This window comes from Caulobacter sp. GW821-FHT09B11 (assembly GCF_059418205.1).
This window is the reverse complement of sequence record NZ_JBWKPK010000021.1, coordinates 35,055-55,637: the sequence shown is the minus strand read 5'-3', so window position 1 is coordinate 55,637 and position 20,583 is coordinate 35,055. Positions and strand designations below refer to the sequence as shown.

Sequence of the window (20,583 nt, the reverse complement as noted above, 5' to 3'; positions counted from 1 at the left end):
CTGGGGACTTTCGAAACCGAGGCTTAGCCCGCGGCGTCGCCGTCCTTGATGATTTCCGTCATGGTCACGCCCAGGCGCTCGTCGACGACGACGACCTCGCCCCGGGCGACCAGGCGGTTGTTGACGTAGATGTCGATCGCCTCGCCGACCTTGCGGTCGAGCTCGAGGATCGAGCCGGCCTGCAGCTGCAGCAGCTGGGCGACCGACATGTTGGAGCGGCCGAGCACCGCCGAGATGTTGACGGGGACATCGAACACCGGCGCCAGGTCGGAGGCGATCTTGTCGCTCAGCTCGACCGGGATCTCCGAGGCGAGCATGCCGCCGTTGAAATCGTTGAGGGTCAGGTCGTCGGACATGGCGGTCAGCCTTCGCTAGGAAGCAGGGGTTCGGCGTGCAGCCCTTCGGCCGCGATGGCGGCTTCGAGGGCCTGGGCGACGCGTTGCGCCGCCTCGTCCGGATTGAATTCCGCCCGGCCGTCGCCCCAGTCGAGGACGAAGGCGGCGGGCGGTTGGGCCGCATCGGCCCGGGCGATGATCGCGCCAGGGAAACCGACCGCGTGGGCGGTCTGTTCCAAGGCGGCCTGGGTGCGCTCGACCAGATGCGGCGCGACCCGGACGGAAAGCTTGGGCTGGGCCTCGACCTCGCGGGCCAGGGCCAGCAGGGCGGCCGAGGCCGGAGCCTCGGGGAACTGGTCCAGGGCCGCGTCGGCGATCTTGTTGGCGCAGGCCAGGGCCAGGCGCGCCGAGCTTTCGCGGTGCTCGTGGGCGACGGCGGCCAGGGTCGACATCGCGCCGTGCACGGCGTGGGCGATGGCGTTCATGGCCTGGGCGGCTTCCTGCTCGGCGCGGGCCACGGCCGAACGCTCGCCCTGCGCGAAGGCCTCGGCCTTGGCGGCCTCGACTTCCTCGGGCGTGAAGCTCTTCTTCACCTTGGGGGCCTCGTAGGCCACCCCGCCACGGTCGTCGAAGACCGTGTCGAAGGCGAAGCGCTGATAGGTTCCGTTGGTCATCCCGCGCGCCTCAGTAGATCAGTTCGTCGTCGCTGCCCGAACCGGCCAGCATGATCTCGCCCTTGGCGGCGAGGTCCTTGGCGATCTGGACCATGGCGACCTGGGCCTGGTCGACGTCCTTCAGACGCACCGGACCCATGCTTTCCATGTCTTCGCGCATGATCTTCGAGGCGCGTTCGGACATGTTGGAGAAGAACATCTCGCGCAGCTTGTCCGAGGCGCCCTTCAGGGCCAGGGCCAGCTGTTCCTTGCCGGTGGCGCGCAGCAGGGTCTGCACGCCGCCCGGATCCAGCTTCGACAGGTCCTCGAACACGAACATCAGGGCCCGGATGCGCTCGGCCGCCTCGCGGTTGCGCTCTTCCAGGGCGGCGATGAAGCGGGCCTCGGTCTGGCGATCGAAGTTGTTGAAGATCTCGGCCATCATCTCGTGGCTGTCGCGCTTGGAGGTGCGCGCCAGGTTCGACATGAACTCGATCCGCAGGGTCTGCTCGATCTTGTCGAGGATCTCGCGCTGCACCGGCTCCATGCGCAGCATGCGGGTGACGCATTCCAGCGCGAAGTCTTCCGGCAGGCAGGCCAGCACGCGGGCGGCGTGGTCGCTCTTCACCTTCGACAGCACGACGGCGACGGTCTGCGGGTATTCGTTCTTCAGGTAGTTGGCGAGCACGGCCTCGTTCACGTTGCCGAGCTTGTCCCACATGGTTCGACCCGCCGGACCGCGGATCTCCTCCATCAGGGCGTCGACCTTCTCGGGCGGCATGAACGACTGCAGCAGGCGCTGGGTCTGCTCGTACGAGCCCATGATCGCGCCGGTCGAGCTCATGCCCGAGACAAACTCGACCAGCAGCTCTTCCACGACGCTGGCCGAGACCGTGCCGAGGCTGGCCATGGCCTGCGAGACTTCCTTGATCTCCTCGTCGTCCAGAGCTTCCCAGATCTTGGTGTGCTCTTCGCCCAGGGCGAGCAGGACGATGGCCGCCTTTTCAGGCCCGGCCAGCTTGGAGATGTCGTTGACGGCCGCCTTCATTCCGTCACTCCGACTCGTGCAGCCAGTTGCGCAGGATCGCGACCGACTCTTCGGGGTGCTTCTCGACGAACTCCGAGACGCGCTTGATCGACGAAGCCTTCACCTGGCCTTCGATCTTGGCGATGTCGATGCGCTGATCGATGTCGCTGGTCGGGCCGGCGATGGCGATCGGCTCGCCCGACTGGTCGACGACGACCTGCTGGGTGGAGCCGTCCGACAGGGTGATCAGGCGGGTCACGGGCTGACCCTCCTGGCCCAGGGCCATCTGGATCGGGTGGGTGGCCGGCTGGCTCAGGCTCTTCAGGAACGGACGCACCGCGAACAGCAGGATCAGCAGGGCGACGACCGCCAGGACGCCGATCTCGGCGATGCGCATCAGGTCGTCCTTGTCGAAGCCCGACATCAGGCCGCCTTCGGTCAGGCCCTGGTCCTCGGCCGTGGGGAAGCGGATGTTGGTGACCTTCACCTGGTCGCCGCGGGCGGCGTCGTAACCGATGGCGGTCTTCACCAGCTCTTCGATCTGGGCGATCTCCTCGGCGGAGCGCGGGGTGTAGGCGCCCGCCTTGCCGTCCTTGCCCGGGGCGGCGGTGACGCCGTCCACGGCCACGGCCACGGCCAGCTTCTTCATGGCGCCCGGCTCGACGACCTCGGTGCGGACCGACTCGGAGATCTCGTAGTTGGTGGTGGTCTCGTTGCCGCCCGAGGTCGAGCCGACGGGCTGAGCGCCGCCAGGCTGGCCGCCCGGGATGTTCTGGGTGGCGGTGACGCCGCTGTTGTCTTCGTTCTTGGTCTCGGAGGCGTTGTTGGCGCTGGTGCTTTCCGAGCGCACGACCTGGCCGTCCGGATCGTACTTCTTTTCCTGGGTGGTGACGCGGTTCAGGTCGATGTCGGCGGTGACCGTGACGCGGGCCTTGCCCGGGCCGAGGACGCCGTCGAGCATTTCCTTGACGCTCTTGCCGATGCGGGCCTCGGCTTCCGACTTGCGGTCCTGGGCCAGCTTGCCGGCCAGGCTCTCGTCGCCGCCGGCCGACAGGGTCTTGCCGCGCTCGTCGATGACGTTGACGCGCTCGCCCTTCATGCCCGGGACCGAGCCCGAGATCAGGTTCTGGATGGCCGAGACCATGTCGGCCGAGGCTTCGCGGCCCGCGGTGCCGATGGTGACGGCGGCCGACGGCTGCTCGGCGTCTTCCTCGAACAGCTGGCGCTTGGGCAGCACCAGGTGGACGCGGACGTCGCGGACGCCCTGCCAGCCGCGGATGGTGCGCTCCAGCTCGCCCTGCAGGGCGCGCTGGCGGTTCAGCTGCTGAACGAAGTCGGTCTGGCCGATGGCGTTGGAATTGTCGAAGATCTCGTAGCCGATCGAGCCCGAGGTCACGAGGCCCTTGCCCGAAACCAGCAGGCGGGCGGAATTGACCTTGTCGCGGGCGACCATGATGGTCGAGCCGTCGCCCTTGGTCTCGTACTTGATGCCGGCCTGGTCCAGCGCCTGGGTGACCGACGAAGCTTCCTTGAGGTCGAGGTTCGAATACAGCAGCTCGTTCGGCTGCTTGCCCAGCATCATGACGACCGCGGCGAGCACGGCGATGGAGCCGACGGCGACGCCCGCCAGGGCGGCCAGACGACCGACGCCGAATCTCTGAATCGCGCTCAGGAATTTATCCACTGGGCCTGTCCCTCAAACTGCGTCCGAACGGGGCGCAAACGAGACGGATGGAAGTCCGCCGTCGCTAGGCAGGATTTACCCAGTCGATGGTTAACGCCGCATTTAGATCCAGGGCGGGAAGCGGACGTCGAAGGCGCCAAATGGTCGCGGCCGCGTCCTGGGGGACGCGGCCGCTGAACAGACCGTTCGGGCGCTTTGTGGAGCATAACTCCTCGCGCCCTTTCAGTTTTTCCGCCGTTTAGCGGTACTGCTGAAGCCGGGTGGTCCGAAGACCCGCCAGGCCGTGCCGGTCGATAGACTGCTGCCAGGCGAGGAATTCCTCGTTGGTCAGCTTGTAACGATCGCACGCCTCGTCGAGCGAGAGGAGACCACCGCGAACGGCGGCCACCACCTCAGCCTTACGCCGGATCACCCAACGCTGGGTTTCCGGAGGCGGCAAATCCGACAGGGTAAGAGGCGCACCGGTCGGACCGATGACGTACTTTTCACCCCGGCTGTTCGTGCGCTGCTGCTGCAACATGGCTTTACGCCTTTCCCACAACCATCACTGTTGATGAGGAATATAGGCGCCGGGAAATAACAGCGGCTTAATTCCAGTAGTAAAGAAAGACCTAAACACGGGACTTCCTCCAGCGATCAGAGTGTATCGATGTGACACACTCTGATTAAAACCAGTTAATACCTATGATCAGCGCTTAATGCTCAGAAGTTCTTCCAGCATCTGATCGGCGGTGGTGATGATTTTCGACGACGCCGAGTAGGCGCGTTGCGTAGTGATGAGGCCGGTGAACTCAGTCGACAGGTCGACAGTCGAAGCTTCCAGCGTCGAAGGAGCCAGAGAACCGGCGCCGCCCGAGCCCGGGGTCTTCAGGCTGTAGGTGCCGCTTTCATTGGTGACGCGATAAGCGTTGCCGTTGACGCCCTTCAATCCGTTCGGATTCGAGAAGGTCGCGACCGCCACCTGGGCGATGCGGCGGGTGACGCCGTTGTCGAAGATGGCCGAGACGTAGCCGTCCTCGTCGACCTCGATGTTGGTCAGGTTGCCGAACGCCGTACCGTTGGTGTTCACCGACTGCACGACCGACTGGCTGTTGTACTGGGTCAGGCCGCCGGCGGCGTTGGCCAGGTCGATCTGCACCGACTGGCTGTCGATGCCCAGGCTGTCGGCCCAGCGCGGACCCGTGCCGGTCGCGGCCGGGTCGGACGCGGCGATGGTGATCGAGGTCGGATCGGTGCCGCCGAACAGGTTGCCGACCGAAGACAGCTTGCCGTCGGTGGTGAAGGTGATCTTGCCCGAGCTGATCAGGCCGTTGGCGTTGTTGTCCAGGTCGCCCGGCTTGGCGCGCAGTTCGGCGTACCACTCGTTCGGGCCGGGGCCCTTGAGCAGCGACAGGGTGACGTTGCGCTGGCCGCCCTTGGAGTCCGAGATCGGAACCTGGATCTCGAAGTCCGGCTTCACGCCGGTGGTGCTGTCGAGCGCGTAGTCCGACATCGAGTTGCTGGTCGGGTCATAGACGCCGCCGGCCGCCACTTCGGTCTTGGTGTTGACGCCCAGCGAGGCGAAGGAGACCGTCGTGCCGCCGCCGATGTCGATGGCCGCCGACGGGGTCGTCGTGCCGCTCGGGGTGTAGGTGGTCAGGGCGCCGGTGGTCGGGTCGTAGGCGGCCGTGCCGGTCGAGACCAGGTTCGTGCCTTCGTACAGCTTGACGTCATAGGTGTCGCCCGCGCCCGTCGGGGAATAGGCGACCGTGTAGTTGTGCGAGGCGCCGGCGCTGTCGGTCACGGTCTTGACGCCCGTGGTGAAGTTGGCCGAGGCCGAGACCGGCTGTTCCGACCGCAGGTTGGCGTTGACGCCGACGCGGGTGGTCTTCTCGGCGGTGCCGCCGACGCTGCCGACGTTGATCGACGACAGCTGGGTCAGGTCCGACGGGTCGGGCGTGATGGAGCCGGTGACCGGATCGGCCAGCCAGCCCTGCAGGTAGAGACCGGCGTCGTTCTTCAGGTAGCCGAGGTTGTCCAGCTGGAACGAACCGGCGCGGGTGAACGAGCGGGTGTCGGTGGCCGTCAGGCCTTCCGGCTTCTCGGTGGTGACGAAGAAGCCCGAACCCGAGATCGACAGGTCGAGGTTCGAGGTCGTCGACTGGGTCAGGCCCTGCTGGCTGATGAACTGGTGCGTCAGCGCCTTCACGCCGCCGGCGCTGTAGGTGCTGTTCTTGCTCTGCGAGGTGACCAGGGTCGAGAAGTTGGCCGACGAACGCTTGTAGCCGACGGTGTTGACGTTGGCGATGTTGTCCGAGATCGCGGCCAGGGCCGAGGAGTTGGCGACCAGGCCGGAGACGCCGGCGAGCATGGCGCTGTTGATGGACATGACTGAATTCCTGCTCGTGAAGTTTGTGTCGAGGGGTTCAGCGCTGTTTGCGTTTGGGTCCGGGTCGGCCGTCTGGCTCGGGGGGACCGCGTCGGCGTCTTTCTGACGCCCGGTTCATTCGGTAGAGGCCGGCGGGGCCTTAGCTGGTGGTGGTCGCCGGCGGGTTGGTGACGCCGATCACCGAACTGATCGGGACCTTGACCCCGCCGATGGTGACCATGTTCTGGCCGCTCTCGTTGGTCACCGCGGTCACGATGCCTTCGATCCGGCCCTTGGAGCTGGTGACGATCTTCGCGCCGTCCGCGTTGGTGGCGGTGATCTTCAGGGTGTATTCGCCGCCCTCGGCCTGGGCCGTGCCGTTGTCGGACTTGCCGTCCCAGGTGAAGGTGTGGTCGCCCTTGGACATGTCGTCCGGGTACTTGGTGGCGATGGTGGCGCCGTACTTGTCGAGGACCTCGATCTTCACCGCGGTGCCGGCCTGGGCCTGGGTGTAGCTCCAGTCGGCCTTGCCGTTCTTGATGGTGGCCTTGTCGGTCTCGGCCGTGGCCAGCTTGTCCATCATGCCCAGGGCGTTGGTCAGGCCGCCGTCGTTCATGCCGACCAGGGCCGCCAGCAGGTCGTTGGTGACCAGCTGCTGCTCGACGCCCGTCATCTGCACGATCTGGCCGGTGAAGGCGTTGGAATCCATCGGCGACAACGGGTCCTGGTTCTTCATCTGGGTGGTCAGCAGCTTCAGGAAGGTCTCTTCGCTGCTGGCGAGCGAGTTCCTGGAGTTGTTGATCTTGTCGAGCACCGAAGTGCTGCTGGACGTCGCGGTCGTGGTGGCCATGACGCTTGCTCCTAGATCTTGACGTCGACGCCGCTGGCTTCCGCGAGGCGGTAGCCAGGGATCAGCGACGCAGCTGAAACGGTGGGGATGTCCTCGACGGCGGCGCCCGCGAAGGCGCGGCCGGCGAAGGCGCGGCGGCCGTGGTCGCCGCCCTGGAAGTCGAAGAAGGCGTTCTGCTGCTGGCCCTGGCCGCTGTTGCCGCCCTGGCTCGACACGTCGAACTTCAGGGCGCCGTCGGCGACGTCGAAGCCGGCCTGGCTGAGGGCCTGGCGCAGCTCGCCGGCGCGGTGGCGCAGGTCGGCGGCGGCTTGCGGATTGTCGAAGGCCAGGGTCGCGGTCAGCTTGCCCTCGGCGCCGATGCGCACCTGCACGTCGACCTTGCCCAGGCCTTCCGGCGTCAGGACGATGTCGAAGCGGGTCGACTTGGCCTCGAGCTTCTTGCTGATCTCGGCCGACAGGGCCGCGACCGTCTCGGGCGAGCCGCGGACGATGGTCTCGGCCGGAGCCTGGGCCGTTTGCGCGGCCTGGGTCTGGACGGTCGGGGTGAAGGTCGCGTCGATCTTGGCGGCCGGCGCGTCGCTGGGGGCGGTGTCGGTCGCCATCTTGGCGAAGGCGTCGGCGCCGCTCTTGTCGCCGTCGCTGTTGGTCGCGGCGTCATGGGCGGCCTGGTCGGCGGCGACAGCCTGGGCGGTGACCACGGCCTCGCCCTTGGCGGCGACCTCGGTCTTGCCGGCCTGCGGCGCGGGCGTCGCGACCTCGGCCGGCTTGGCGGCCTGGGCCTGGGCGGCCGGAACGGCGGCTTCGGCGGTGTCGGTGACGACGGCCTGAGCGTCGGCCACGGCGGTCGCCGCGTCCTCGGCCGAGGTCTGCACGGCGGTCAGGCTGGCGATCTCGTCGCCCAGCGAGGCGGCGGCCGGCTGGGCGGCGTCGGTCGCCGACCTGGCGGCTTCGGGCGCGGCGGACTTGTCGGTCGTCTTGCCGGCGGTCTTACTGGTCTGGGCGGCCAGGGCGGCCTGCTCGGCCAGCTTGGTCATGTCGGCGGAGGCCGGCCCCTGCTCGCTCGGCGACAGGGCCTGCAGCGCCGACAGGTCGACGGTCGCGACCGGGGCGGCCTCGCCTTCCGTCGCCGGAGCGGCGGCGACAGCGTCGGACGTCAGGTCGGCGGCGGCGGCGACCGCCGTGGCCGCGGCGGCGACGGGAGCCGCGCCGGCCAGCTTGGCGACGTCGGCGACGGTCTCGGCCACGTCGCCGACCAGGTCGGCGGCCTTGGCCAGCAGGCCTCCGCCCGCCGCTGCGGTCTGGGACGCGGCTTGGGCGGCGGCCTGGGCGTCGGCTTGAGCGCCGGCCTGAGCCGAAGCCTCGGCGGCGGCGGCGGCGGCCGTGGCGTCGTCGCCCTGGGCCGGCTTGGCCGGTTGTTTCTGAACGGTCATGGCGGCGACCACGGCCGCGCCCACCTGGGCGGCGGCGGCGTCCTGGCCGGCGGTCTGGCCCGAGGTCTGGTCGGCGTCCTTGCGGTCGCTGTCGGCCTTGGTCGCCGGCTTGGCCTGCGACTTGCCGCCGGCGGCCGGACGGGCTTCGGCCTGCTCGGCGCCGCCTTCATCGCCCGACGCGGCCAGCAGCGCGCCGAACACGTCGCCGGCGCCGGAAGCGTCGGAAACGCCGGCGGCGCCCGGGGCGGGCGTCGGAAGCGGAAGAGAGGCGGCGATCGCGGTCATGCGGGTCGGTACGCTCGGGCTGGATGACGGCTCGGATGGAGCACGCCTTGATCCGCCGTTCCCTGAGCAATCGCCGGGCCAACCCGGAAATTTCTTACAAGCCTTTGATTTTAAATATTTTAACTCCTGATTTACCCTTTTATTTCGGCAGCTTGCGGCGCTTTTTGCCGAGCGGAAACGGAAAGAATGACCCCTCGTTTGCCGCGTCGGCGCGCCGCAGCCCGGCCAGGACCGGGGTTGGCGCCATCCTTGCGCTCACCTTTTCATCGTCCGCACGGCGCATGGAACCCAACGCCTTGTATTTCAACGGTTTGCACATCGGTAACGAGACGCACTCGACCCGGACCCGGCAAGTTTCGCCGGGCAAGGTCGCGTCGCGTGGTCCGTGCTTTGCCGGGCGGACAGGAGACTTCTGATGTCCCTCAACACCATCCTGAACACCGCGACTTCGGGGATGATGGCCGCCCAGACGGGCCTGCGCGTCGTCTCCGACAACATCGCCAACGTCAACACCGCCGGCTACGTCCGCAAGACCGTCAGCCAGTCGAACCTCGTGTCGAACGGCATGGGGGTGGGCGTCAACATCGACGCGATCAAGCGCGCGACCGACCGCTTCCTGCAGTCGGCCAGCCTGAACGCCGCCTCGGACTCGGGTCGGGCGTCGGCCTTGGCCAGCGCGCTCGACAACGCCCAGAAGCTGTTCGGCGACCCCAGCGCCAGCACCAACTTCTTCTCGATGCTCGACAGCGTGTACTCGGCCTTCTCGCAGGCCGCGGACGAGCCGTCCTCGTCGCTGCTGCGCACCCAGGCCCTGACCAAGGTCGAGGACTTCCTCGGCGAGTCGAGCCGCATCACCGCCGGCCTGTCGAACCTGGGCAAGGACGCCGACACCAAGATCTCGGCCGATGTCGACCGGGTGAACGTCCTGCTCAAGCAGATCGACGAGCTGAACACCGACATCACCCGCGCCAAGACCACCGGCGTCGACTCGACCGGCTCGGAGAACATCCAGGGCGGCCTGATCGACGAACTGTCGGGCCTGATGAACGTGCAGGTCAGCCAGCGCGCCAACGGCGGCGTGCTGATCCGCTCGACCGAGGGCCTGAGCCTGGCCGGCGACGGCGCGGCCACCGTCAAGTACGAGCAGTCGCCCACCGCCAACGGCTACCTGACCGTCACCCTGCCCAACAGCGGCGGCCAGCCCAGCCCGCTCTACATCAGCAGCGGCGAGCTGAAGGGCCTGATGGAGCTGCGCAACACCGAGCTGCCGGCCCTGTCCGACCAGCTGGGCGAGTTCGTCACCCGCGCCACCGAAGAGCTGAACCGCGCCTCCAACGCCAACTCGTCGGTCCCCGCCCCCGCCAGCATGACCGGCCGCGACACCGGCCTGGACGCCACGACCGCCTTCTCGGGCTTCACCGGCAAGACGACGATCGCCCTGACCGACTCCAGCGGCGTCATCCAGCGCCGCATCGACGTCGACTTCAGCGCCGGCTCGATGACGGTCGACGGCGTCGCCGGCCCGGCCTTCACGCCCGGCAACTTCCTGACCCAGCTGAACAGCGCCCTGGGAACCGACGGCCAGGCGACCTTCTCGAACGGCGCGCTCAGCCTGTCGGCCAACGGCGGCCTGGGCGTGGCCATCGCCGACGACGCGACCACCCCGTCCACCAAGGCCGGCAAGGGCTTCAGCCAGTTCTTCGGCATGAACGACATCGTCCGCTCGACCGGCTACTCGCCGTACGAGACGGGGATGACCACGGCCTCGCAGCACGGCTTCACCGCCGGCGACACGATCACCCTGCGCCTGACCGACGTCGAGGGCGGCCGCATCCGCGACGTGAAGGTCACCGTCCCGACGGGCGGCACGATGCAGGACCTGCTGACCGCCATGAACTCGCGCAGCGACGGCGCGGGCCAGTACGGGACCTTCGCGCTCGACTCCAAGGGCGCGCTGAACTTCAGCTCCAACAACGCCGCCCCGGTCACCCTGTCGGTGGTCGAGGACAACACCGAGCGCGGCACCGGCGGCCCCACGCTGAGCCAGCTGTTCGGCCTGGGCCCGTCCGAGCGCAGCACCCGCGCTTCGAGCTACTCGGTCGATGCGACCCTGGAGCAGAACCCCAGCCGCCTGGCCTTCGCCAAGCTGGACCTGACCGCCGCGGCCGGCACCCCCGCGCTGGCGGTCGGCGACGCCCGCGGCGCCCTGGCCCTGGCCAAGGCCGGCGACAGCACGGTCAACTTCTCGTCCGCCGGCGGCGTCGGCGCCTCGACCAGCAGCGTGCTGCGCTACGCCGCCGACTTCTCCGGTTCGATCGGCCGCAAGGCCGCCGCCGCCGAGTCCAGGAAGGACGCCACCGCTTCGGTCAAGACCGAGGTCGACACCCAGCGCCAGTCGCAGGAAGGCGTCAATCTCGACGAAGAACTCATCAATCTGACGACGTACCAGCAGGCGTTCAACGCCTCGGCCCGCCTGATCCAGGCGAGCAAAGACATGTACGACGTTCTGACCAACCTCATCTGAGGCCGCCCATGACCCGCGTCTCCACCTCCAGCAACTACGGCGTGATGACCTCCAATCTGATGCTGGCGCAGGTGCGCCAGAACCAGATCGGCGAGCAGGTCTCCAGCCAGAAGATCGCCAGCGACCTGAAGGGCTACGCCACCAACGCCGAGATGCTGACGGCGATGAAGAGCGCCCAGGCCAAGATCGACGGCTTCCTCGACCAGACCAAGCTGGTCTCCAACCGGCTGGACATGCAGGACACCGGCATCGGCCAGGTGGCCGACGCGGCCGGCGACGCCCGCGAGGCGATCGCCAACGCCCTGGCGGCCGGCAACGCCACCACCCTGATGGAGCAGCTGCAGAACGCCTTCGGCGACTCGGTGCGGGGCCTCAACACCAAGTCCAACGGCTACTACGTGTTCTCGGGCGCCAAGACCGACACGCCGACGACCACGGCCACCAGCATGGCCGACCTTACGTCCGCACCCAGCACGGCCTCGCTGTTCCAGAACGACCAGTACATCACCACCAACCGCATCGACGAGTCGACGACGGTGAAGACCGGCGTGCTGGGCGACGCCCTGGGCACGGGCCTGTTCGACGCCTTCAAGCAGATCCAGGCCTATGTCGACGCCAACGGCCCGTTCACCGGCAACCTGACCGAGGCCCAGACCACCTTCCTCAAAGGCGCCCTGCCCTCGTTCGACACCGCCCAGAAGAACCTGACCACGGCCCAGGGCAAGAACGGCCTGAACCAGAGCCGCTTCGAAGACGCCCAGACCGCGCTGCAGAACCAGTCCGACAGCCTGACGGTGATGATCGGCGGCGTCGTCGACGTCGACATGGCCGAGGCCGTCACCCGCCTCCAGGCCGCCCAGCTGGCGGTCCAGGCCTCGGCCCAGGTGTTCTCGTCGCTGCAGAGCTCGTCGCTGCTGAACGTGCTGAAGTAAGGTCTCGCCTAGGCGTCGGGACTTGGGATGACCGCCGTGTGCAGGCGGCCCTCGAACCGCCAGCCGAGCGCCTCGTAGAGCGCCCGCCCTTCGACCGTGGCGGCCAGGACGCCCTCCTCCGCCCCGCGGGCGACAGCCTCGGCGCCGAGGCGCGTCATCACGGCCCGGCCGAGACCTCGCCTCTGGTGGGCCGGATCGGTGACGATCTTGTCGAACACCGCGAACGGTCCGGTCAGCGCCGCGCGCCCGGACGCCGCAAGCGTCCCGTCCGGAGCCGTCGCGGCGATGACCAGGACCGCGCCTTCGAGGGCCGTCGACAGGTGGTATGCGGGATCGGGCTCGGCCGCCGGGGCGCCGTCCAGGGCCGTCGCCATCAGGTCGGCGAAGCTTTCCAGCCGCCAGCGCTCGTCGAGCGCCGCGATCAGCGCCTCGGGCGGACAGAACGCCTTCAGGAACACGCCCGGCTGATCGATCCCCCGCCCCAGACGGCGAAGCGCGGCCGCATCGAGCGCGGGAAAGACGTAGCGGGCCAGATGCCCCGGCTCGCCCACCGTCAGGTGGAAGCCGCCCGCGATCCGCGCGGGGCGCGCCACGCCGCGCGACAGCGCCCAGCCGTCGACCCAGGCCTCGACCAGTCTCGGATCCGCCATGTGATCGTCCGCCGCCATCGCCTCTCCCCTGGCCCGAACGCCGCGGATACCCCGCCCCGCCGCCGCTATTTGTCAGCATGATTGCAGGCCGGCTCGACCTGCGACGCTGCTCAGCCTCGCAAAACCGTCGCTCAGGGCCTAAATAGCCGCGATGGACGCCGACCTCGCCCGTTTCGACCCCGCCCACGCCCCCGTCGCCGAGGGCGACGCCCTGATCGCGCAGGCCGCGCAGGCGGTGAAGCAGGCCGTCGGTCTTCCCGAGGGAACCCGGATCGTGGCGGCCATGTCCGGCGGCGTGGATTCGACCGTCACCGCCGCCCTGCTGGCCCGCGCGGGCTATGACGTGGTGGGCGTGACACTGCAGCTCTACGACCACGGCGCGGCGATCTCGAAGAAGGGCGCCTGCTGCGCCGGCCAGGACATCATGGACGCCCGCATGGCGGCCGAGCGGATCGGCATCCCGCACTACGTGCTGGACTACGAAAGCCGCTTCAAGGAACAGGTCATCGAGGAGTTCGCCGACGCCTATCTGCGCGGCGAGACGCCGATCCCCTGCGTGCGCTGCAACCAGACCGTCAAGTTCCGCGACCTGCTGGACGTGGCCCGCGACCTCGGCGCCGAGGCCATGGCGACCGGCCACTATGTGCAGCGCGGCTTTGTCAGCGGCGGCAACCGTCCGCAGCTGCGCCGCGCGGCCGACCCGGGCAAGGACCAGTCCTACTTCCTGTTCGCCACCACGCGCGAGCAGCTCGACTTCCTGCGCTTCCCGCTGGGCGGCTTCGCCAAGCCTCAGGTGCGCGCCGTCGCGGCCGCCCTGGGCCTTTCGGTGGCCGACAAGCCCGACAGCCAGGACATCTGCTTCGTGCCCGAGGGCAAGTACACCACGGTGATCGACCGCATCCGCCCGCAGGGGGCGGAAGCCGGCGACATCGTGCACCTGGACGGCAAGGTGCTGGGCCGCCACGAGGGCGTCACCCGCTACACCATCGGCCAGCGACGCGGCCTCAATGTCGGCGGCGGCACGGGCGAGCCGCTGTTCGTGGTCCGCATCGACGCCGAAAAGCGCCACGTCGTGGTCGGCCCGCGCGAGGCGCTGCTGACCAAGTCGCTGACCCTGAAGGAAGACAACTGGCTGGGCGGCGAGGACGACCTGATCGAGGCCGCCAAGGCCCACGCGCCGGTCCTGGCCCGCGTCCGCTCGACCCGCGAGCCGGTCGCCGGCCGCCTGTCGCTGGAAGACGGCGGCGTGCGGCTGGTGTTCGACGGCCTGGAAGAAGGCGTCGCCCCCGGCCAGGCCTGCGTGCTCTACGACCCCGCGGATCCGGAGCGCGTGCTCGGCGGCGGGTTCATCGCGACGACGGTCAGGGTGATGGACTGAGCGAATCCCTCTCCCCTTGCGGGAGAGGGTGGCCTCCCGGAGGGAGGTCGGGTGAGGGGTCGCACCTACAGAAACGCCGCGAAAGCCGATCAGCTTTCGCGGCGTTTTGCGTCTGAGAAACCCCTCATCCGTCGGCTTCGCCGACACCTTCTCCCGCAAGGGGAGAAGGACCAGGGGGCTTAGTCCAGCGCGCCGATGTACGGCAGGCCGCGGCTCTTGCCTTCGTCGTCCAGGCCGTAGCCGACGAGGTAGCGGGCCGGGGCTTCCCAGGCCACGAAATCGGGCTCCATGCCGCGCGAGGTCGGCCAGGGCTTGCGGGCGAAGACGGCGGTCAGCACTTCGCTGGCGCCGGCGTCCTTCACCAGGCGGGCGGCTTCCGACAGCGACAGGCCGGTGTCGAACACGTCGTCGACCACCAGGGCGCGACGGCCGACCAGCGGGCGCTGGAGGTCGGCGCGCACTTCGCAGCGGCCGGTGCTCTTGCGCTCGTCATGGTACGAGGCCAGCCACAGGGCGTCGAAGCGGACGTTGCGGCCGGCCTTCCACAGGGCGCGGGTCAGGTCGGCGGCGAACCACAGGCCGCCGGTCAGCAGGCAGACGGCGACGGTGTCGTCGTCGATGCGCGGCGCGATCTGACGGGCCAGGGCCTCGACCCGCTCGGCGATTTCTTGCTCTGAAATGAGCACTTCGGGGCGGGCGGGATCGGTCATGTCAGGGGATCTTGGTCAATGATGCTCGGCAGGAGCCGCTTCGGCCGCTCCGGTCTCATGACCAGGGGCGTCGTGTCCAGCCCCTTCGGCCGCGGAATCCTCCGTATGCCCCTCGGCGGCGGCATGATCCTGCGTCGGCGTGTCCTGGGCGCCGCGCAGTTCCGGCTCGCCGTGGCCGGCCTCGGCCGCGTGCAGGCCGGTCTTCACGGCATGGCCCGCGCCCTTCTCGACCGCGAAGGCGATCTCCAGCACCTGGGCGCTGGACGGCGGGTTCAGCAGGACGACCGAGAAGTGGCGGGTCTGGCCCGGCGGGATCATCGGGTCGGCGGCGGCGGCCAGCTGGCCGGCCACGCGCTTCTGGGCCTTGTTGAGCAGGGCGATGCGCAGCGGCGGCGCCTCGACCGGCTTTTCGGTGATGTTGCGGATCACGCCGGTGATGGTCAGGGCGGCGTGGCCGTCCTGCATCGTGGGCTCGGCGCGGATGCTGTTTTCCTCGACGATCAGGCCGATGGTGTTGATCGGCGCGCCGACCATGGCGTAGGCGCCGGCAGTGCTCGGCCAGAGCTTGCCGATGTTGAGGCGGAACACCCCGGCCCCGACCAGCACCACCACCATCACCGCGACCATGCCGCCCCAGACGATGCCGGTGGTCTTGGCCTCGCGCAGGCGGCGTTCGGCGTCGGCGCGGGCGCGGAACACCTTGGGCAGCTCTTCGCCCGGCAGGGCGCTGACCGGCGGCTCGGGTTCGGGCGTGTCGTCGAGGGCGTGCAAGGGGTCCAGCGCCGCGGCCGCGGCGGCCCCGTCGTTGGCCGCTCCGGGGGGCGTCCCGGCGGCCGACGGCGCATCGAACAGCTCTTCGTCGGCGGCGTTTTCGTTACGCGCGGTCCAGCGCGCGCCGCACGAGGCGCAACGCACGACACGACCGGTCGAACCGACCTTGGCGTCGTCGACGAAATAGCGGCTGGCGCACTCCGGACAGGTCAGTATCATGGCCGCGAATCGGTCATCCCCGCTTTACAGCATTGGAGGTCGCCGATTTTAACCCTGATGTCCAGAAACCCCATCGACACACCCGTGCGGACCGGCGCAGATCAGGACCTCGACGCCGTTCCCGTGGTCCGTTTCGAAGGCGTCTCGATGCGCTACGGACGGGGTCCCGAAACCCTGCGCGACGTCGGGTTTTCCCTTGCCCCGGGGTCGTTTCACTTCCTCACCGGCGCCTCGGGCGCGGGCAAGAGCTCGCTGCTCAAGCTGATCTATCTGGCCCATCGTGCGTCACGGGGTCGCGTCGAGCTGTTCGGGCGCGACATCAGCCTGGTCCACGCCGGCGACCTGCCCTTCCTGCGCCGCCGCATCGGCGTGGTGTTCCAGGAATTCCGGCTGCTCGAGCACCTGTCGGTGTTCGACAACGCCGCCCTGCCCCTGCGCATCGCCGGCCGCAAGCCGGCTGCCTATCGCGACGACGTCGCCGAGCTGCTGCACTGGGTGGGCCTGGGCGAGCGCATGCACGCCCTGCCGGCCACCCTGTCGGGCGGCGAGAAGCAGCGCCTGGCCATCGCCCGCGCCGTGGTCGACCGGCCCGACGTGCTGCTGGCCGACGAACCGACCGGCAATGTCGACCCGGCGATGTCGCTGCGCCTGCTGCGCCTCTTCGTCGAACTCAACCGCCTGGGCACCACGGTGCTGATCGCCACCCACGACGAGGAGCTGGTCGCCCGCGCCGCCCGCCCGGTGCTGCACCTGGAGCACGGCCGCCTGATCGAGCCGGGCGAGGCGTGATGAGCGGTCCCTTCGACATCAACCGCTGGAAGCCCGGCCCGCTGCTGCCGCCGCGCGACGCCCGCGACGGAGCGCTGGTCTTCGTCGTGGCCGTGCTGTGCTTCCTGGCCTGCCTGACCGCCCTGGCCGCCCTGGCCGCCAACCGCGCCGCCGAGGGCTGGAGCGCCCAGCTGACCGGCTCGGCCACCGTCGTGGTGCGCGCCAAGGCCGGCGAGACGCCCGACAGCGCCGCCGCCCGCGCCGCCGAGACCCTGGCCGGGGTCAAGGGCGTGACCCAGGCCCAGGCGCTGACCAAGGACAAGGCCGAGGCCCTGCTGGAGCCGTGGATCGGCCGCGACGCCCTGGTCGCCGACCTGCCGACCCCGCGCCTGGTGACCCTCGACCTCGACCCCAAGGCTCCGGCTACCGCCGACGCCCTGACCAAGGCCCTGCGCGAGGCCGCGGTCGACGCCATAGTCGACGACCACAGCCGCTGGATCTCCGACATCGAGCGCGGCGCGGGCCTGGCCCGCTGGGCGGCGCTGGGCGTCTTCGCCCTGATCGCCGCCGCCGCCGCCGCCGTCATCACCTTTGCGACACGGGCAGGCCTGGCCGCCCGTCACGAGGTGATCGAGGTGCTGCACCTTTCCGGAGCCGAGGCCGGCTTCATCGCCAGGCTGTTCCAGAACCGTTTCGCGGCCATGGCCGCCAGCGCGGGCTTGCTCGGCGGCGCGGCCGCGGTCATCGTCGGGGTGACGGCGCGGCTGGCGGGGGGCGGCACGGGCCTCACGCCGGTGTTGCCGCTGGCGTGGATCGACCTTCTGGCGCCCCTGCCCTGCCCGCTGATCGCCGCCCTGGTCGCGGGGCTGGCCGCGCGCGCCGCGGCCCTCCGCCTGCTGAAGGACATGCCGTGAAGAGCATCGCCGCCTTTCTGATCGTGGTGATGATCTGGACCCTGGGCCTTCTGGCCTTCACCTCGCGGGTGGAGCGCTCGACCCCGGCGGCCGATCCCCCCGTCTCTGACGGCGTCGTGGTGCTGACCGGCGCCTCGAACCTGCGCCTGGAGGCGGCCACCAAGCTGCTGGAGGCCGGCAAGGGCAAGCGCCTGCTGATCTCGGGCGTCAACAAAGAGGCCACCCGCGCCGACGTCCAGGACGTCACCAAGGCCGTCAAGCCGATCTACGACTGCTGCGTGGACTTAGGGTTCGCCGCCGCCGACACCGTCGGCAACGCCCGCGAGACGGCCGAGTGGGCCAAGGCCCGCGGCTATGAGAGCCTGATCGTCGTCACCGCCGACTACCACATGCCGCGCTCGATGCTGGAGCTGCACGCCACCATGCCGGACGTGACCCTGCACGCCTATCCGGTGGCCACCGAAAGCCTCAACGCCCGCCGCTGGTGGAAGCGCAGCCACACCGCCCGCCGGATGATCGTGGAATACTGCAAGTACCTGGCGATCCTGGGACGCGAGGCGTTCCTGAACCTGGGTCCGAAGGAAAAACCCGCCGAGACCTCGGCAAAAGGGAAAGACTCTTGATCTACCTGCGCTCGTTCCTGTTCCAGCTGTTCTTCTGGCTGTGGTCGGCCACCCTGGCCACGCTGATGCTGGTGACCCTGCTGATGCCGCGCGCGGCCAACCGCGCCGTGCTGCGCTTCTGGTCCCAGGGCGTGATCCTGGCCCTGCGCGTGCTGGCGGGGGTGAAGGTCGAGGTGCGCGGCAAGGAATACGTTCCCGCCGGCCCGGCGCTGGTGGCCGCCAAGCACCAGTCGATGTTCGACGTCTTCAGCCAGTTCGCCATCCTGCCCGACGCCTGCTTCGTGATGAAGAAGGAGCTCTTGATGGTGCCGCTGTTCGGGTGGCACGGCCTGAAGGCCAAGATGATCGTCGTCGACCGCAAGGGCCACTCGACGGCCCTGAAGAAGTTGGTCCGCGACTCCATCGACCGCATGAAGGAGACCCGCCAGGTCGTGATCTTCCCGGAAGGCACCCGCGGCAAGGTCGGCGAGCCCGGCGACTACAAGCCCGGCATCGCCGCGCTCTATCGCGAACTGGAGCTGCCGGTGACCCCGCTGGCCCTGAACTGCGGCCAGCACTGGAAGCACAAGAGCCTGCTGGTCGAGCCCGGCGTCATCGTCTTCGAATACCTCCCGCCCATCCCCGCCGGCCTCAAGCGCGGCGAGTTCATGCGCGAGCTGCAGATGCGGATCGACACGGCGACCAAGGCGCTGGAGGATGAGGGGATCTGACGCCTGCGGCGTCCCCCTCAGTCGCTCCGCGACAGCTCCCCCAGAGGGGGAGCATCTAACGCGCCAAGATCCTCCCCCTCTGGGGGAGGTGGCCCGGAGGGCCGGAGGGGGCCGCCCGCCAGGGCGGCTCAGCCCTCCCTAGCCTCCACCATCTTCAGCAACGCCTCCATCGCGTGATCCCGCACCCCATCCTCGCGCAGGTGCATCACCAGATCCCGCAGATAGTCGATGTTCGGCCCCGACAATCCTCGCGCACCCGCGATCAGCTCGGCCTGCTGCTCCAGGGTCAGCGCCCCCGCCCACTGGCCGTGCTTGCGGTCCGACAGGAACACCAGGGCCGGAACCTCGCCGTTTCCGTCGATCTTCAGCTTCGACCAGGCCTCGAAATAGGTCTCGGTCGGCTGCTCGCGTTCGCGCAAGTAAGCGTAGACCTCGGGCCAAGCCCTTTCCGCCACGCGATAGGCCACACCGCGCACCGCCCCGCCGGGGGCCAGGCCCAGCACCAGGCCGGGCCGCTCATAGGTCCCCCGGTGATGCACCGAATAGATGCAGAAGGCGCGCCTGCGCCCATGGAGGACCGCCGTTCTTCGGTCTATGAACGGGAACCCGGGCCGCCACATCAGCGATCCGTAACCGAACACCCAACGATCGCCGCCCCGCGGCTGCTCGCTCGACACGCCTGACACCCTCACCGACCGGAACAGCCCCTTCGCCCATGACCCATAGCGACCCGACGCCGTCCCGCAAGCCCCGCCGTCGCGGCCTCGCCTTGCCTTTCGTCCTCGCGGCCCTGGTCTGCATCGTCTGGAGCGTCGGCTGGTTCTGGCTGCGCAACGAGATGGTGACGCGGATGGACGCCACCGCCGCCCACCTGAAGGCCGAGGGCTACGACCTGTCGTGGACCAGGCGCGAGGTCACCGGCTTTCCGTTCCGCCTCGACGTGCGGCTGGAGAACGCCCGCGTCGCCGAACCCTCGGGCTGGGCCGTCCGCGCGCCGCAGCTGAAGGGCGAGGCGATGATCTACGGCGTCGGCCACTGGATGATCGTCGCCCCCGCCGGCGTGGTGCTGACCCGTCCCGAAAAGGGCGATGTGGTCGTCACCGGCGACGCCCTGCGCGCCAGCCTGGCCGGCTTCGACCAGTATCCGCCGCGCATCTCGGTCGAGGGCGCCAAGCTGGTGTTCACCACCGCCGCCGACGTCGAGCCCTTCCCGATCAGCTCGACTGACGCCCTGCAACTGCACCTGCGGGCCGGGCCGGACGACCAGGCCGCGATCCTGTTCAAGGCCGACGGCGCCAAGGTGGCCTTCACCGGCCTGCTCGGCCGCATCGCCCAGGACCGCACGGCGTCGCTCTATTGGGACTCGCGCCTGTCGAAGGCCTCGACCCTGCGCGGTGAAAACTGGACCGACGCGGTGCGCGACTGGACGGCCGCCGGCGGCGCCATCAGCGTCGAGAGCGGCAAGCTGACCGCCGGCGACGCCCTGATCGAGGCCAAGTCCGGCGCCCTGACCGTCGATCCGGACGGCCGCCTGCGCGGCGCCCTCGACGTCACCGTGCGCGAAAAGCCCAGCCCGGCGGAGGCGATCACCGACGCCCGCTCGGCCGCCGCCGCGATCGCCGCGGCCGCCGGCCAGGACCCGACGCTGAGCGCCACCCTGGACTTCCAGAACGGCCGCACGCGCCTGGGGCCGTTCGACACGGGGCCCTCGCCGCAGGTTTATGTGCCGCGCTGATTTCCCTTTCCTCCCGTCATTCCCGCCCTTGTGGCGGG

At 69.2% G+C, this 20,583-nt stretch carries 21 protein-coding genes; 9 read left to right on the top strand and 12 right to left on the bottom strand.

Annotation, left to right across the window (positions count from 1 at the left end; all coding sequences use genetic code 11):
• Positions 1–23 precede the first annotated feature (23 nt).
• The 8 genes from fliN to AC07N1_RS16245 form a co-directional block, all read right to left on the bottom strand.
• Positions 24–356 (bottom strand): flagellar motor switch protein FliN, encoded by a 333-nt coding sequence (gene fliN / locus AC07N1_RS16280; protein WP_058346608.1) that lies wholly within the window; start codon positions 354–356, stop codon positions 24–26.
• A gap of 5 nt (positions 357–361) precedes the next feature.
• The gene (locus AC07N1_RS16275) at positions 362–1,009 is read right to left on the bottom strand and encodes a FliH/SctL family protein (RefSeq protein ID WP_494672747.1); all 648 of its coding nucleotides are present in this window, start codon (positions 1,007–1,009) and stop codon (positions 362–364) included.
• A 10-nt stretch (positions 1,010–1,019) separates the two neighbouring features.
• Positions 1,020–2,036: a flagellar motor switch protein FliG gene (fliG, locus tag AC07N1_RS16270; RefSeq protein ID WP_487287764.1), complete on the bottom strand. Its 1,017-nt coding sequence runs from the start codon at positions 2,034–2,036 to the stop codon at positions 1,020–1,022.
• A gap of 4 nt (positions 2,037–2,040) precedes the next feature.
• Positions 2,041–3,699, bottom strand: a complete 1,659-nt coding sequence (gene fliF / locus AC07N1_RS16265; protein ID WP_494672746.1) for a flagellar basal-body MS-ring/collar protein FliF — start codon at positions 3,697–3,699, stop codon at positions 2,041–2,043.
• A gap of 238 nt (positions 3,700–3,937) precedes the next feature.
• Positions 3,938–4,219 carry a CtrA inhibitor SciP gene (sciP, locus tag AC07N1_RS16260; RefSeq protein ID WP_007675208.1) on the bottom strand — a complete coding sequence of 94 codons (282 nt, stop codon included), beginning with the start codon at positions 4,217–4,219 and terminating at the stop codon, positions 3,938–3,940.
• Positions 4,220–4,387: 168 nt separating this feature from the next.
• The gene (gene flgE / locus AC07N1_RS16255) at positions 4,388–6,067 is read right to left on the bottom strand and encodes a flagellar hook protein FlgE (RefSeq protein WP_494672745.1); all 1,680 of its coding nucleotides are present in this window, start codon (positions 6,065–6,067) and stop codon (positions 4,388–4,390) included.
• 139 nt (positions 6,068–6,206) lie between these two features.
• Positions 6,207–6,896 (bottom strand): flagellar hook assembly protein FlgD, encoded by a 690-nt coding sequence (locus AC07N1_RS16250; protein ID WP_494672744.1) that lies wholly within the window; start codon positions 6,894–6,896, stop codon positions 6,207–6,209.
• A gap of 11 nt (positions 6,897–6,907) precedes the next feature.
• Positions 6,908–8,611 carry a flagellar hook-length control protein FliK gene (locus tag AC07N1_RS16245; protein WP_494672743.1) on the bottom strand — a complete coding sequence of 568 codons (1,704 nt, stop codon included), beginning with the start codon at positions 8,609–8,611 and terminating at the stop codon, positions 6,908–6,910.
• 47 nt (positions 8,612–8,658) lie between these two features.
• Between AC07N1_RS16245 and AC07N1_RS16240 the strand changes: the two genes are divergently transcribed.
• The 3 genes from AC07N1_RS16240 to AC07N1_RS16230 are packed head-to-tail and all read left to right on the top strand — an operon-like array spanning position 8,659 to position 12,067.
• A complete protein-coding gene (locus AC07N1_RS16240) occupies positions 8,659–9,027 on the top strand; it encodes a hypothetical protein (protein WP_494672742.1) in 369 nt (122 codons plus the stop codon).
• Entirely contained in the window at positions 9,027–11,135 is a 2,109-nt protein-coding gene (gene flgK / locus AC07N1_RS16235) for a flagellar hook-associated protein FlgK (RefSeq protein ID WP_494672741.1), read from the top strand. Before AC07N1_RS16240 ends, flgK begins: the two co-directional genes overlap by 1 nt.
• An 8-nt stretch (positions 11,136–11,143) precedes the next feature.
• Complete coding sequence (locus tag AC07N1_RS16230; RefSeq protein WP_494672740.1) at positions 11,144–12,067, top strand: flagellin; 924 nt, start codon at positions 11,144–11,146, stop codon at positions 12,065–12,067.
• Between the two features lie 8 nt (positions 12,068–12,075).
• On the opposite strand, the gene AC07N1_RS16225 is transcribed toward AC07N1_RS16230, so the two are convergent.
• Positions 12,076–12,735 (bottom strand): GNAT family N-acetyltransferase, encoded by a 660-nt coding sequence (locus tag AC07N1_RS16225; protein WP_494672739.1) that lies wholly within the window; start codon positions 12,733–12,735, stop codon positions 12,076–12,078.
• 133 nt (positions 12,736–12,868) lie between these two features.
• Between AC07N1_RS16225 and mnmA the strand changes: the two genes are divergently transcribed.
• Positions 12,869–14,095 (top strand): tRNA 2-thiouridine(34) synthase MnmA, encoded by a 1,227-nt coding sequence (gene mnmA, locus AC07N1_RS16220; protein WP_494672738.1) that lies wholly within the window; start codon positions 12,869–12,871, stop codon positions 14,093–14,095.
• 179 nt (positions 14,096–14,274) lie between these two features.
• Here mnmA and AC07N1_RS16215 read toward each other — a convergent pair whose 3' ends face one another.
• Together AC07N1_RS16215 and AC07N1_RS16210 are read right to left on the bottom strand one after the other, a co-directional pair.
• The gene (locus AC07N1_RS16215) at positions 14,275–14,805 is read right to left on the bottom strand and encodes a phosphoribosyltransferase (RefSeq protein ID WP_110118024.1); all 531 of its coding nucleotides are present in this window, start codon (positions 14,803–14,805) and stop codon (positions 14,275–14,277) included.
• A 15-nt stretch (positions 14,806–14,820) separates the two neighbouring features.
• Positions 14,821–15,795 (bottom strand): MJ0042-type zinc finger domain-containing protein, encoded by a 975-nt coding sequence (locus AC07N1_RS16210; protein ID WP_494672737.1) that lies wholly within the window; start codon positions 15,793–15,795, stop codon positions 14,821–14,823.
• A 57-nt stretch (positions 15,796–15,852) separates the two neighbouring features.
• On the opposite strand from AC07N1_RS16210, the gene ftsE reads away from it, so the two are divergent.
• From ftsE to AC07N1_RS16190, 4 genes are read left to right on the top strand one after another with little or no spacing between them, the layout of a single operon-like run.
• On the top strand, positions 15,853–16,584 hold the full coding sequence (gene ftsE, locus AC07N1_RS16205) for a cell division ATP-binding protein FtsE (protein WP_494672736.1): 732 nt from the start codon (positions 15,853–15,855) through the stop codon (positions 16,582–16,584).
• A complete protein-coding gene (locus AC07N1_RS16200) occupies positions 16,584–17,477 on the top strand; it encodes a cell division protein FtsX (protein WP_494672735.1) in 894 nt (297 codons plus the stop codon). Before ftsE ends, AC07N1_RS16200 begins: the two co-directional genes overlap by 1 nt.
• Positions 17,474–18,100, top strand: a complete 627-nt coding sequence (locus tag AC07N1_RS16195) for a YdcF family protein (RefSeq protein WP_494672734.1) — start codon at positions 17,474–17,476, stop codon at positions 18,098–18,100. Before AC07N1_RS16200 ends, AC07N1_RS16195 begins: the two co-directional genes overlap by 4 nt.
• Positions 18,097–18,810, top strand: a complete 714-nt coding sequence (locus tag AC07N1_RS16190; protein ID WP_494672733.1) for a lysophospholipid acyltransferase family protein — start codon at positions 18,097–18,099, stop codon at positions 18,808–18,810. Before AC07N1_RS16195 ends, AC07N1_RS16190 begins: the two co-directional genes overlap by 4 nt.
• 128 nt (positions 18,811–18,938) lie before the next feature.
• Here the strand turns inward: AC07N1_RS16190 and AC07N1_RS16185 are convergent, their stop codons facing one another.
• Entirely contained in the window at positions 18,939–19,487 is a 549-nt protein-coding gene (locus AC07N1_RS16185) for a gamma-glutamylcyclotransferase (protein WP_494672732.1), read from the bottom strand.
• Positions 19,488–19,525: 38 nt separating this feature from the next.
• On the opposite strand from AC07N1_RS16185, the gene AC07N1_RS16180 reads away from it, so the two are divergent.
• Positions 19,526–20,545, top strand: a complete 1,020-nt coding sequence (locus AC07N1_RS16180; RefSeq protein WP_494672731.1) for a DUF2125 domain-containing protein — start codon at positions 19,526–19,528, stop codon at positions 20,543–20,545.
• Positions 20,546–20,583 lie beyond the last annotated feature (38 nt).

Coding starts and splice junctions, on each gene's coding strand:
- AC07N1_RS16230 (WP_494672740.1), top strand. CDS start 11,144: ATGACCCGCGTCTCCACCTCCAGCAACTACGGCGTGATGACCTCCAAT.
- mnmA (WP_494672738.1), top strand. CDS start 12,869: ATGGACGCCGACCTCGCCCGTTTCGACCCCGCCCACGCCCCCGTCGCC.
- ftsE (WP_494672736.1), top strand. CDS start 15,853: ATGTCCAGAAACCCCATCGACACACCCGTGCGGACCGGCGCAGATCAG.
- AC07N1_RS16250 (WP_494672744.1), bottom strand. CDS start 6,896: ATGGCCACCACGACCGCGACGTCCAGCAGCACTTCGGTGCTCGACAAG.
- AC07N1_RS16210 (WP_494672737.1), bottom strand. CDS start 15,795: ATGATACTGACCTGTCCGGAGTGCGCCAGCCGCTATTTCGTCGACGAC.
- sciP (WP_007675208.1), bottom strand. CDS start 4,219: ATGTTGCAGCAGCAGCGCACGAACAGCCGGGGTGAAAAGTACGTCATC.
- AC07N1_RS16200 (WP_494672735.1), top strand. CDS start 16,584: ATGAGCGGTCCCTTCGACATCAACCGCTGGAAGCCCGGCCCGCTGCTG.
- fliN (WP_058346608.1), bottom strand. CDS start 356: ATGTCCGACGACCTGACCCTCAACGATTTCAACGGCGGCATGCTCGCC.
- AC07N1_RS16275 (WP_494672747.1), bottom strand. CDS start 1,009: ATGACCAACGGAACCTATCAGCGCTTCGCCTTCGACACGGTCTTCGAC.
- flgE (WP_494672745.1), bottom strand. CDS start 6,067: ATGTCCATCAACAGCGCCATGCTCGCCGGCGTCTCCGGCCTGGTCGCC.
- AC07N1_RS16245 (WP_494672743.1), bottom strand. CDS start 8,611: ATGACCGCGATCGCCGCCTCTCTTCCGCTTCCGACGCCCGCCCCGGGC.
- AC07N1_RS16225 (WP_494672739.1), bottom strand. CDS start 12,735: ATGGCGGCGGACGATCACATGGCGGATCCGAGACTGGTCGAGGCCTGG.
- fliG (WP_487287764.1), bottom strand. CDS start 2,036: ATGAAGGCGGCCGTCAACGACATCTCCAAGCTGGCCGGGCCTGAAAAG.
- AC07N1_RS16180 (WP_494672731.1), top strand. CDS start 19,526: ATGACCCATAGCGACCCGACGCCGTCCCGCAAGCCCCGCCGTCGCGGC.
- flgK (WP_494672741.1), top strand. CDS start 9,027: ATGTCCCTCAACACCATCCTGAACACCGCGACTTCGGGGATGATGGCC.
- AC07N1_RS16215 (WP_110118024.1), bottom strand. CDS start 14,805: ATGACCGATCCCGCCCGCCCCGAAGTGCTCATTTCAGAGCAAGAAATC.